This window comes from Flavobacterium filum DSM 17961 (assembly GCF_000425465.1).
In the GTDB taxonomy this organism is placed as follows: domain Bacteria; phylum Bacteroidota; class Bacteroidia; order Flavobacteriales; family Flavobacteriaceae; genus Flavobacterium; species Flavobacterium filum.
The window spans coordinates 250,887-263,888 of sequence record NZ_AUDM01000004.1 but is presented as its reverse complement, the minus strand read 5'-3'; the positions used below and the strand labels follow the sequence as shown (position 1 = coordinate 263,888).

The following is a 13,002-nucleotide window of genomic DNA, read 5'->3' as shown; positions in this document are numbered from 1 at the left end:
CTATAGATGTAAAGGCAGTAATGTCATAGTCGAGTAGTACTAATAACCCGTAAGCTTATGTGAATAAAGTTCCCCCGATTACGATCGGGGGAGAAAAACTTTTCTACGAAATTAATTTTTATCTCAGTATGTTAAAATATTTTCTCGTTGCATTAACGAGAGTAATTAGTGACAAGTAATTAGTAATTAGTCATCTGACTAATCACCAATCACTAAGAACTAATCACTAAAATTTAAGGTGGTTATTGCGGCGGGGCTCACCTCTTCCCATTCCGAACAGAGAAGTTAAGCCCGCCTGCGCAGATGGTACTGCATTTTGTGGGAGAGTATGTCGCCGCCTTCTTTTAGAAACCCTTCATCTAACGATGAGGGGTTTTTTGTTTTATATGTCTTGTCCTAAAATAGGTTTAGACAAAAGTATAACTTATGAAAACAGAACAAAAATTGGATCAAGTCGAAAACCTGTGGATTTGAAAAAATTAAGCATATAAATTAGTAAGTCTAAAGAGGAAGAATTGCGGGTTCGAGGGAAACAGAGATAAAATATTTTCTCACAGAAAACACGGAATGAGATTGCTTCGCAATAGTTGTTTTGCCTGCTTTGCAGGAGATTACTTTGTTAGTTTGCTATTGCTGGTGTCCTATTTCGACTTCTTCATCTTGCGAAATGACAAAACTGAGACTGATGACTGAAAACTTTTTTCTCACAGAAAGCACGGAAAACACAGAAAGGGATTGCTTCGCAATGGTTGTTTGCCACAAAGAAAGCCACTAAATTACCTCAAAAATTAAACAGACTTAAGTAGATATTGACAATCTTTTACGATGATGCATTGATCACATTTTGGATTGGTTGGGCGACATATTTCTCTTCCGAGAAATGAAATAGCCATTCCGATTTCGTTCCAGATTTCAGAAGGAAGGATTTTCATGAGTTGTTTTTCGATTTTTATACCATCTTTGCTGTCATCGGTTAGGCCAATTCTTGGAGAAACTCGGATTACGTGTAAGTCAGCTATAATTCCTTCTGCTTTTTTGTTGGTTTCACGAATAATTACATTGGCTGATTTTCCTACCTATTCCTTTTAGAGCAGTCAAGTTTTCAAGATTTGTTGGGATGTATTTATCTTCTTTTACGGTTTTAGCGATTTCAATAAGCCAATTTGCTTTTGTCGCAAAATTTCTCACTTTACTAATAAAAGGAATTAACGATTCTGCGTTTGAACCGGCTAATACTTCCATATTCGGAAAGTTTTTGAATAATTCAGGTGAAATTTTATTGATGTTTGCATCTGAATCTTGAGCAGAAAGCACAACCATGACCAACAATTGATAAGCATTTTGGTAATCTAATGGATGCTTTCGTCCTTTATATTTTAGAATTAAAGGAGTAAGTTTTTCATTCCAATTAGGTGTTTCTTCAAATAGATTCATTTTCACTCTTTAAAATCAATCGATAATGAATTTACACAATAGCGAATTCCAGTTTCAGTAGGACCATCATCGAAGACGTGACCAAGATGTCCGCCGCATGAAGCACACAAGATTTCAGTTCGAATCATTCCGTGAGTTGTATCTTTATGGTATTCCACTTTTCCAGGAATAGATTTGTCAAACGATGGCCAACCACAATGTGCGTTAAATTTTGTTGAACTTTCAAATAGTGGTTCTCCACAACCGGCACAACAATAAGTGCCTTTTTCAAAATGAAGGTTGTATTGTCCGGTGTGTGGAAATTCTGTTCCTTTTTGGCGGAGGATTTTATATTTTTCTAAACCAAGTTCGGTTTTCCATTCTTCTTCAGTTTTTTGGACTTTATAACTCATTTTATTTTTGGTTTAAATTTAACAGAAACTGAATTGGTACAAAAACGTTTTCCGGTTGTTTCTTTGGGACCGTCGTTGAAAACATGACCAAGATGACCACCGCAATTGGCACACATAACTTCTACACGAGACATGCCAAAACTATAGTCATTTTCATAGATAACAGAACCTTTAATGGCTTGGTCAAAAGAAGGCCAACCGCAGTCGGAATCGAATTTGGTTTCTGAGGCAAATAATGGATTCTCACAGGCGGCACAAACGTATTGTCCTTCTTCAAAGTGATTCCAATATTCTCCGGTGAAAGCTCTTTCCGTTCCTTTTTTACGTAGAACTTCGTATTGTTCTGGTGTGAGTTCAGCTTTCCATTCGGCTTCGGTTTTAACGACTTTTAAGGGTTTTTTAGTTTCTTTTTTTTGTCCTTGACACGAGGTTAAGGTGAAGATAGACAGAATTAAAATTAATTTTTTCATAGCTGTTTTTTTTTTTTTTTTGACACGAATTTCACTAATTATCACGGATTAAGAATTTCACGGAGCTTAACTTTTTTATTTTGCCACGAATTACACTAATTAGCACGAATTTAAAACGAATAAAATTTGTGAAATTCGTGTAATTCGTGTAATTCGTGGTTAAACCTATATTATCATAATTATTCCTTTTTAGCACATGTCCTAGCCCGGATAGTAGCGGAAACCCCGCAGGACTGAAAGCTAATTTTTCTTCACTTTTTGGGGCGACCAAAGGAAGCCACGAAAAAGTGATAGAAAAATAGCTTGAAGGCCGAGGAGTTACAGCGAATAGCCGGATTAGCTCCTGATAAAAGCAATTATTTCTTCGATTACTTTTTCGTTTCCAAGTATTTTTCGATGTCCTAATTTTTTGGTTATCATTAGTTTACTATTTTTTAGATGATTGTGAATATTGTGTGCACATTTTACATTTACATCTGAATCGTCTTCGTCATGAATTATAAAAACCGGCGTTTCAATATTTTTAGCAACCACTGAAGTGGAATAATTATTCATGGATTCTCCGAATTTCTGTTCAAAATGTTCACGCATTCGATTGCCGATTTCGGGTTTGAGCTGTAATTTTTCAATAAAATCGGTTATAATATCCTGAATCAAATCTCCGCTTCCGATAATTACGGCTTTTTTGACATTCAGGTTTTGTTTGATGGCGTTGATGATGGACATGCCACCTAACGAATGACCGATGGCATATTCAAAAGGTCCGAATTTTTTATCCAGTTCATGTATACTCGCAATAAATTCGGTCATTATTGACGAATTTCCTTTGCTTTTTCCGTGTGCCGGAGCATCAAAACTCACCGTTGCATAACCCATTTCAATGAGTTTATCAGCTATTTTGACTAATTGTGTGCCGCGACCAGACCAACCGTGAACGAGCAAAATCTTTTTAGGACTGTTGCCGTATTGGTAGGTTTTTATGGTTTTATTGATGGATGGAATTAAAATATCGCGTTGAATACTTTGTTTATCCATTTGAAATTCCCGTTTCGGAATCTTGTGTTTTATGGGTGTTGTAAAAAGTTTTGCAGCAAATTGAGTAGCTAATTTTGGTGAAATTGCTTGCAAAAATTTAGCGGTTATGAGAATTGGCTTCGGAATCTGCAAGGATTGATTGTCAGATTTGGTTTTTTTTGACATTTCAATAAATTTTAAGGAAAGATAAGATTTAATTTTATTTTTTATAAATTTAGAGTTCATAAAAATTACTTAAAATGCAAAATCAGACGCGAATCATTATTGAAAGTGTGAAGCCTCAATTAGATGGAGGTTCTTTTTATATCAAGCGAATTATCAACCAAAAAGTGAATGTATCGGCACATGTTTTTTCAGACGGTCATGATGTGGTGGAATGTTGTGTGAAATTTAAGCATGAAAAAGACAAAAAGTGGAGTGAAGTGCGAATGTCTCCCACCGAAAATGACGAATGGGAAGCTGAATTTACAGTTGAAAAACAAGGATTTTATTCCTATTTTATTGAAGGTTGGGTTGATTATGCTTTGAATTGGCAACACGGAACGGAGCGAAAGATAAATGATAATCAACACGTTAAATCGGAGTTGTTGGAAGGAGCAGAGTATTGCCAAGCGATTTTGAAAGAAGTTACGAAAGAGGAAAAAGCCTATTTGAATTCTGCCATTAAAGCGTTTCAAGATGCAAAATTATACGATTCTGCGATTGAAATTGCGTTGTCGGATGAATTACATCAGATTTTTAAGAAATACCCAACTAGAACATTAGCGAATTCTTCTGCGGAATTGAAGGTGTATGTGGATAGAAAAAAAGCCTTGTTTAGCACTTGGTATGAATTTTTTCCACGTTCAGCTTCAGAAACTCCCGGGAAACATGGAACCTTTAAAGATTGCGAACGATTGTTGCCACGTGTAGCCGAAATGGGTTTTGATACGTTGTATTTTCCGCCGATTCATCCGATTGGTGAAGTGAATCGCAAAGGAAAAAACAATGCCACTACGGCTGAAAAAGGCGATGTGGGTTCACCGTGGGGAATTGGTTCAAAACATGGCGGACATAAATCAACACACCCTGAATTGGGAACGATTGACGATTTTAAAGCGTTGGTTAAAAAAGCCCAATCGATGGGCATTGAAGTAGCGATGGATTATGCATTGCAAGCCGCTCCTGATCATCCGTATGTGAAGGATTTTCCGCAATGGTTTAAATGGCGACCGGACGGAACGGTGCAATATGCCGAAAATCCACCAAAAAAATACCAAGATATTCAACCGATTTATTTTGAAAGCGGCGATTGGAAAAACTTATGGAAAGAATTGTTAGATGTTGCTTTATTTTGGGTTGAAGAATGTGGGATTCGCGTTTTCCGAGTGGATAATCCGCATACAAAACCGTTTTATATTTGGGGTTGGTTAATTGGTGAGATTAAGAAAAAACATCCGGATGTATTGTTTTTATCAGAAGCTTTCACACGACCGAAAATTATGAATGAATTGGCGAAGCAAGGTTTTTCGCAATCTTATACTTATTTTACGTGGCGAAATACGAAAGCCGAGTTGATTGAATACGTAACCGAATTGACGCAAACGGAACAAAAAGAATTTTTTAGACCAAATTTCTGGCCAAATACGCCTGATATTCTGCCTTTTGCGTTGCAAACCGGAAATGAATCGGTTTATTTACAGAAATATTTTTTAGCTGCGACATTGAGTTCAAGTGTCGGAATTTACGGTCCTGCTTATGAATTTTTGGTTCATCAACCGATGGCAAAAGGAAAAGAAGAATATTTGAATTCGGAGAAATACGAAGTATATCATTGGGATTGGGAAGCGAAAAACAAATTGACTACGTTGATTACTCGCATCAATCATATCAGAAAACAGCAAGAATCGTTGCAACAAACCAATAATATTGTTTTTTGTAAAACAGATAACGAGCAATTGATTGCTTACTATAAATTTGATGATGCAAAAACCGATCATACGTTGATGGTTTGTAGTATGAATGCACAAAATCCGTTGCAAGCCGTTGTTCGTTTACCTTTGGAAGAAATTGGAAATCAGCCCGTTAAAGTGACCGATTTAATCACCGGAAACAGTTACTATTGGGATAGAGAGTGGAATTTCGTGGAATTACATCCTGCTTTACCTTTTCATTTATTTAAAATTGAACGATAATGAATACAACCAACCAAGATACTTTTACCAGTACATTCGAATTTAAAACAACGTGGGAAACTTGTTTTGAAGACGACGATTTTGTCAAGGTTTTTTCTTCGGATATTTTAGAAAATTATATCATCAACAAACGTTGGTATGGTGGAAAAGCGAGTACGTTAAAGTACATCGAGGTGGTTGATCAGTTTAAGATAACTTCGAAGAAAAACACCTATTATGGTGTGTTGTTGGAAGTGAATTTCAAAGAAGCTTTTTACCAACATTATTTTATGCCTTTGGCTTTTATGGCTAAAGAAGAATTAGATACAAGCACTGTTATTGCTCCTGTTGTGATGGGAAAACAAACCGGTTATTTAGTTGATGCTTTACATCAAGAAGATTTCCGTAAATTGTTGTTTGATAATATTGTAAAGTCAAAAGAAACACCCGGATTGAAATTGGTTTTTCACAAAGGCTCATCCATTGAAAAAGAAGAATATCAATCTTCTCGTTTTATGGGATTGGAGCAAAGCAACACGTCAATTATTTACAATGATTCGTTTGTGTTGAAGATTTTTAGAAGAATTTATGTCAGCACAAATCCCGACTATGAAATCAGTCGTTTTTTGACAGAACGCATGCATTTTGAAAATACACCACGTTATACCGGAAGCATTAATTTGGCTTTGGCCGAAGGAAATATTACGCTCGGTTTGATGCAAGAATTGGTTTCCAATCAGGGCGATGCATGGAAGTTTATGTTGGAACAAATTGACGGTGTTTTTGATAATTTGAAACGCAAAAAAATCAAAATCGATAAATTACCCGATATTTCGATGTTTAAGCGATTACGGATAAATGAAATTCCGCCTGAAATTATTGATTGGGTGGGATTGAGTTTGTTTTTGCGTATTCAAACGTTGGCTTTACGAACGGCAGAAATGCACATTGCGTTGGGAAGCGATATTCACGAAACAGCTTTTACACCAACCACTTACAACGGTGATTATACCGTTTGGCTAAAAAACAGGATGTTATATCAATTTCAGAATCGATTGAATATCATTGAAAACAGTTTACATAAATTGGATGGATTGGCGTTGGAATTGGCTCATCAATTTATGGAAAATAAAAAGTTGGTCCGAAAACATTTTGTGGATTTCGATTGGACAAAAATGAAATCGGAACGCATTCGCATTCACGGTGATTATCATTTGGGACAAGTGTTGGTGAATGGTGATGATTTCTATATTTTAGATTTTGAAGGTGAACCGGAAAGCACCATTCGTGACCGAAAAGTGAAACAACCGCCGTTGAAAGATGTGGCAGGAATGTTTCGTTCGTTTCATTACGCCATTTATGCGACGATTTTTAACAACAAAGAAAAATATCCCTATGAACAAGAAGAATTGTTTAAAGCTGGAGAAATTTTATACAAATATTTTGTAGGCGTCTTTTTGGAAACCTACATCGAAAAAGCTCAATCCGGCAATTTAAACATTGGTTATAACCACGAAATCGACTTTTTGTTGAAGTATTGTTTGTTGGAAAAAGCTGTTTATGAGTTGGGTTATGAATTGAATTCGAGACCACGATGGGCGGTGATTCCGTTGAGGGGGATTCAGAGTATTATGAATTATTAGAATAGTCGATAGTTAGTTGCTATGATGAAAAAACGACTCTACATATTATTAATTTTTGGATTTTCGATTTCAGCGTTTGCTCAAGACAAACATTTTGAACTCGAAAGGAAACTTATTGAGCACTTCAAAAAACAAACTTGGGGAAGTGCTTTGATAACGAAAGACAGTCTATATTTAAGCCCTCTCAAAGAAAAGTTTAATGTTTCCGTAAGCGACAACTATATTGAATTCGACACAACTCATCATGTAATAAAAAATCCATATTTCATTAACAAATATGAATATGATGAAGAAGAAAAAAATTATGTTAAAAATTTTCCAAAATCTTTTTCAGTCATATTTGAAAACTCTCTTGTTTCGCTTTTTGAAAATGGAAAATTTGCTTGTTTTAATCTTGATAATTTTGAGCGTGATACAAAATTTGAAGGTAAATTAAACACTAAAAAATTTAAATATCATTGGATAATTGACAATCAATTAGGCGGTTTGTCAGGTAATTCTATTTTCTTATGGAGTGGAAGTAAATGGACTAAATACAAAGACAAATTTCCACTCAAAAATAAACCAAAACTATTTGAAGATGAAAAATTCATTGTTTACGGTGATTGTTTTGGAGAATGGGGCGGAACAGTTTACTTTTTTGAAAAATCAACTTCAAAAACATTTTTTACTGAATCTACTTGTGCTAATTCTGTAATTAAAAATGCAAACGGTTATAATGTATTAGCTCACTTGGGACACTTCGATGGTTCAACAGAAGTAAAAACTATATATGACCCAACTAAATTAACCTTTGCAAAACCAAAAGAAATTGGAAAAACAGTTAAAGGACAGGCTTTAGGTTATACCGATAAATCAAATGCATACGTGAAAAAAATTGACTTTTACGATGTTCAAATATTTTCATCATTTAGTTACGAAGACAAAGTTTTATATATAGTTCATCTTTCTGACCTTACATTCATTGCAGAAATTAAGAATAATGAAATAGAAATTGTAAATCCTTTATTTTTTAACGATTTATACACTCACGACCCAATTACAAACAAGTATGGTAATTACACTTTAATGAACCTAGACCATTACGGTACAGGATTAGACAGAGAAATATCAGTATTAATAATAAATGGAAAAAAAATCACAAAACTAGACTGGAATGAAAATCACAGCCGCTAACAGCCGTTTCAAAATCGTGGGTTTCGTACTTCTATGACAGTGAAGTGCTGAATTTAAGCTTTGGATATCTAATGAAGTTTAGTGCTGAAAATCCACGCCTTTGCAAAGCGGCAAAGCGATAAAAAAATTAAATAAACTATAAAAATTAAAACCATTTAAGGTTAAAAAATATGAACCAAGTACAACCACATTCCCTTTTCACCGATTTTGACATCGCCTTATTCAAAGCCGGAAAACATTTTAGATTATACGAAAAATTAGGAGCTCATCTCACGGAGGTCAACGGCGTAAAAGGCGTTTATTTTGCCGTTTGGGCACCGTCTGCACGTTCGGTTTCGGTGGTGGGCGATTTTAATTATTGGATTCAAGGCGAACATCAATTGCATGTTCGTTGGGATTCTTCCGGAATTTGGGAAGGATTTATTCCCGGAGTAGATAAAGGAACAAAATACAAATATAAAATTCAGTCCAACAACAACGGAATCATCACTGAAAAAGCCGATCCTTTTGCGTTGTATTGCCAAAAACCACCGGAAACGGCTTCGGTTATTTGGGATTTGGAATACAAATGGAAAGACGAAAAATGGATGGATTCCCGAAAAGAAAAAAATGGTTTAGATAAACCGTATTCGGTGTATGAAGTGCATTTGGGTTCGTGGAAACGCAATTTAGAGCAAGATCGTTCGCTGACGTATTTAGAATTGGCGGAAGATTTGGTGAATTATGTCAAAGAAACCGGTTTTACGCACGTTGAATTTATGCCAATTATGGAATATCCATACGATCCATCGTGGGGTTATCAGTTGGTGGGTTATTTTGCTCCAACGTCCCGATTTGGAAAACCGCAGGATTTTATGTTTTTGGTGGATAAATTGCATCAAGCCGGAATAGGTGTGATTTTAGACTGGGTTCCGTCGCATTTTCCCGACGATGCTCACGGTTTAGGATTTTTTGACGGTTCCAATTTGTATGAACATCCCGATCGAAGAAAAGGGTATCACCCTGATTGGAAAAGTTTAGTTTTTAATTATGGTAGAAATGAAGTGCGTTCGTTTTTGATTTCCAACGCCTTATTTTGGTTGGATTATTATCACGCAGACGGACTTCGTGTTGATGCCGTGGCTTCGATGTTGTATTTGGATTATTCCAGAAAAGAAGGGGAGTGGGAGCCGAATATTTTTGGCGGAAGAGAAAATTTAGACACAATCAGTTTCTTAAAAGATTTTAATGAAGCGGTTTATACAAATTATGAAGGAGTACAGACCATTGCCGAAGAAAGCACGTCGTTTCCAATGGTTTCCAGACCAACATCGGTAGGTGGATTAGGATTTGGAATGAAATGGATGATGGGATGGATGCACGATACTTTAGAATACTTTAAACGCGAATCGATTTATCGAAAATACCATCAAAATGATTTGACTTTTTCGATGACGTATGCGTTTTCCGAAAACTTTATGTTACCGCTTTCGCACGATGAAGTTGTTTATGGAAAAAAATCCATTTTAGGACGAATGACAGGCGACGAATGGCAGCAGTTTGCCAATTTGCGACTACTTTACGGTTATATGTTCACGCATCCGGGAACGAATTTATTGTTTATGGGATCTGAATTCGGTCAACGAGCCGAGTGGAAATTTGACGGAAGTTTAGACTGGCATTTGTTGCAATACGGTTATCACGAAGGCACACGAAAATGTATTTCAGACTTGAATGAACTCTATAAAACCAATCCCGCTTTATTTGAAAATCAATTTAGTCCTGAAGGTTTTGAGTGGATCAATTATTCCGACCATCAAAATGCGGTACTGAGTTATATCCGTAAAGGAAAAAATGAAAAAGAAAATGTAGTGGTGGTTTGTAATTTTACGCCGGTTGTTCGGGAGAATTATCGAATTGGATTGCCTTCCAAAGGAAAATTGACTGAAATTTTTAATTCTGATAAAGTGGAATACGGCGGAAGTGGTATCAACAATAAAAAAGCCATCAAAATTGAAAAAGAACCTTGGAATGGCAGAGATTTTTCGGCAGAATTGACTTTGCCGCCGTTGGGAGTTTCGGTTTTTAAGGTTTCTGTGAAGTAGAATAACTATTTTTTAACCATTAAGGTATTAAGTTTCATTAAGAAATAGTCTTAAACCTGACAGGTTTCAAAAACCTGTCAGGTTTAAATCCCTCTTAGCTAGAGGGATTTTCATTTTATCCATAAACGCAAACGTTTGAGTTAATAAAACCTCAAATTAAAAACAAATAAATAGGTTCAACTTTGTAAATTTGAACATTATAACCCAAAAGTATGATTACAAATACCGAATTAGAATACAAAGGCGATCAATTTCCTTCTAAGATAATTTCCTTTAATCAAGATGTTGACAACGTCTTTTTTTACACTGAAAATAATGTGGTTTTAAAGATTACGATTCTTCGCGATAGTATGATTCGTTTTCGTTACACGACCAAAGGCTATTTCAATAAGGATTTCTCGTATGCTATTGATAAAGGACAATCTCACGGTTACAATGAATTGAATGTTGAAGAACATAAAACTTTTTATACCATTACCACCAGTAAAATTGTTTGTAAAATCAATAAAGAAAATGCAAAAGTTTCGATTTTTGATTTAGAAGGTTTTCAAATTTTGGATGATGAAATTGGTTTTCATTGGGAGGAAAGTTATGAATTTGGTGGAAACATCGTAAAAATGAGCAAGAAAGCCAATGACGGCGAATGTTATTATGGTTTGGGCGATAAAGCCACACATTTAAACTTAAAGGGGAAACGTGTTGAAAATTGGGCTACCGATCAATACGCTTTTCATCGCGATCAAGAACCTTTGTATAAAGTGGTACCCTTTTATATTGGATTACATCACAACAAAGCTTATGGAATCTTTTTTGATAATACGTTCCGAACGTTTTTTGATTTTTGTCATGAACGCAGAAACGTCACCAGTTTTTGGGCTGAGGGAGGTGAAATGAATTATTATTTCATTTACGGTCCAAAAATGAAAGATGTGGTGACGAATTATACTCATCTTACCGGAAAACCGGAGCTTCCACCGATGTGGACGTTGGGTTATCATCAATGTAAATGGAGTTATTATCCGGAAAGTAAGGTAAAAGAAATCACATCCACTTTTAGAAAATTACAAATTCCTTGTGATGCTATCTATTTGGATATTGATTATATGGAAGGTTTCCGTTGTTTTACTTGGAGCAAAGAATACTTTCCTGAACCCAAGCGAATGGTAGCCGAATTAGCCAAAGACGGTTTTAAAACCGTTGTCATTATTGACCCGGGAATAAAAATTGACAAAGAGTATTGGGTTTATCAGGAAGCCTTAGACAAAGATTATTTCTGCAAACGAGCCGACGGACCTTACATGAAAGGAAAAGTTTGGCCCGGTGAATGTAATTTCCCGGACTATACCAATCCTGAAGTTCGTGAATGGTGGGCCGGTTTATTCAAAGAATTGATTTCGGATATTGGGGTAAAAGGAGTGTGGAATGATATGAATGAGCCTGCTGTAATGGATGTTCCCGGAAAAACCTTTCCGATGGATGTTCGTCATGACTATGATGGTCATCCGTGCAGTCACCGAAAAGCTCATAATATTTACGGAACACAAATGGCAAGAGCAACCTATGAAGGTGTGAAGCGATTTGCTTATCCAAAACGACCATTTATTATCACGCGTTCGGCTTATTCCGGTGCTCAACGTTATACTTCGTCTTGGACGGGTGACAACGTAGCTACTTGGGAGCATTTATGGATAGCCAACATTCAAATGCAACGTATGTCGATTAGCGGAATGGGTTTTACCGGTTCTGATATTGGTGGTTTTGCCGAACAACCTTCGGGCGAATTGTATGCTCGTTGGATACAGTTAGGCGTGTTTCATCCGTTTTGCAGAACCCATTCTTCCGGAGATCATGGCGAGCAAGAACCATGGTCATTTGGAGAAGATGTAGTTAATATAACTCGCAAATTTGTGAATCTTCGTTATCAATTATTACCTTATTTATATACCATGTTCTGGAAATATGTTAATGAGGGAGAACCGATGCTAAAACCATTGGTTTATTTTGATCAGGAAGATATTCAAACCTTGTATCGAACAGATGAATTTATATTTGGAAATCATATTTTGGTTTGTCCGATTTTAGAGCCCAATGCTTTAGGTCGCCGAATGTATTTACCCAAAGGAAAATGGTATAATTATTGGACGAATGAATTGGTGGAAGGAAAAAGAGAATTATGGGTAGCAACCGATTATGATCAAATTCCGATTTTTATCAAAGAAGGAGCTATTGTTCCGAAATATCCGGTTCAACAATATGTAGGCGAAAAAGATTTTGATGAAATAACACTTGAAGTTTATTATACATTTGGAAAAGAAAAAACCGTTTTATATGAAGATGCTCAAGATGGTTATGATTATAACAAAGGAAGATTTTCATTGCGAACGTTTAATTTTACAGGTAAAGAAAAAGAGGTCATCATTCAATTACATAAAGAAGGCGAATTTATGACCAACTATCAAAAATTCAAAATTAATCTGATTGGATTGCCTTTTAAAGTGACTTCAATTGAAATAGATAATGAAAAAGTGAATTTAGAGTCTGTTTCATTTGATGGGGTTTCAAGTATGCTTGTAGATAAATTTTTTACAGAACTTCATATTATAGGTGAATAACCG

General features: G+C 35.7%; 10 protein-coding genes and 1 rRNA gene. 6 read left to right on the top strand and 5 right to left on the bottom strand.

Going from position 1 to position 13,002, the window contains the following annotated elements:
* Window positions 1–234: 234 nt before the first annotated feature.
* Window positions 235–343 (top strand): 5S ribosomal RNA (rrf, locus tag H601_RS0102690).
* A 445-nt stretch (window positions 344–788) separates the two neighbouring features.
* On the opposite strand, the gene H601_RS16765 is transcribed toward rrf, so the two are convergent.
* The 5 genes from H601_RS16765 to H601_RS0102670 all read right to left on the bottom strand — a co-directional run bounded on the left by H601_RS16765 (window position 789) and on the right by H601_RS0102670 (window position 3,496).
* Entirely contained in the window at window positions 789–932 is a 144-nt protein-coding gene (locus H601_RS16765) for a hypothetical protein (RefSeq protein WP_245571602.1), read from the bottom strand.
* Between the two features lie 112 nt (window positions 933–1,044).
* The gene (locus H601_RS16760; RefSeq protein ID WP_245571601.1) at window positions 1,045–1,434 is read right to left on the bottom strand and encodes an endonuclease III domain-containing protein; all 390 of its coding nucleotides are present in this window, start codon (window positions 1,432–1,434) and stop codon (window positions 1,045–1,047) included.
* A gap of 2 nt (window positions 1,435–1,436) precedes the next feature.
* The gene (gene msrB / locus H601_RS0102680) at window positions 1,437–1,826 is read right to left on the bottom strand and encodes a peptide-methionine (R)-S-oxide reductase MsrB (protein WP_026710078.1); all 390 of its coding nucleotides are present in this window, start codon (window positions 1,824–1,826) and stop codon (window positions 1,437–1,439) included.
* Entirely contained in the window at window positions 1,823–2,296 is a 474-nt protein-coding gene (msrB, locus tag H601_RS0102675) for a peptide-methionine (R)-S-oxide reductase MsrB (RefSeq protein WP_026710077.1), read from the bottom strand. Before msrB (H601_RS0102675) ends, msrB (H601_RS0102680) begins: the two co-directional genes overlap by 4 nt.
* Before the next feature lie 336 nt (window positions 2,297–2,632).
* Window positions 2,633–3,496 (bottom strand): alpha/beta hydrolase family protein, encoded by an 864-nt coding sequence (locus H601_RS0102670; protein ID WP_026710076.1) that lies wholly within the window; start codon window positions 3,494–3,496, stop codon window positions 2,633–2,635.
* Window positions 3,497–3,570: 74 nt separating this feature from the next.
* On the opposite strand from H601_RS0102670, the gene H601_RS0102665 reads away from it, so the two are divergent.
* The 5 genes from H601_RS0102665 to H601_RS0102645 all read left to right on the top strand — a co-directional run bounded on the left by H601_RS0102665 (window position 3,571) and on the right by H601_RS0102645 (window position 12,999).
* Window positions 3,571–5,505, top strand: a complete 1,935-nt coding sequence (locus tag H601_RS0102665) for an alpha-1,4-glucan--maltose-1-phosphate maltosyltransferase (RefSeq protein WP_026710075.1) — start codon at window positions 3,571–3,573, stop codon at window positions 5,503–5,505.
* Window positions 5,505–7,127, top strand: a complete 1,623-nt coding sequence (locus H601_RS0102660) for a maltokinase N-terminal cap-like domain-containing protein (protein ID WP_026710074.1) — start codon at window positions 5,505–5,507, stop codon at window positions 7,125–7,127. Before H601_RS0102665 ends, H601_RS0102660 begins: the two co-directional genes overlap by 1 nt.
* 21 nt (window positions 7,128–7,148) lie before the next feature.
* Window positions 7,149–8,303, top strand: a complete 1,155-nt coding sequence (locus H601_RS0102655) for a hypothetical protein (protein WP_156900328.1) — start codon at window positions 7,149–7,151, stop codon at window positions 8,301–8,303.
* 170 nt (window positions 8,304–8,473) lie between these two features.
* Window positions 8,474–10,387, top strand: a complete 1,914-nt coding sequence (gene glgB / locus H601_RS0102650) for a 1,4-alpha-glucan branching protein GlgB (RefSeq protein WP_026710072.1) — start codon at window positions 8,474–8,476, stop codon at window positions 10,385–10,387.
* A gap of 212 nt (window positions 10,388–10,599) precedes the next feature.
* Window positions 10,600–12,999, top strand: a complete 2,400-nt coding sequence (locus H601_RS0102645) for a glycoside hydrolase family 31 protein (protein WP_026710071.1) — start codon at window positions 10,600–10,602, stop codon at window positions 12,997–12,999.
* Window positions 13,000–13,002 lie beyond the last annotated feature (3 nt).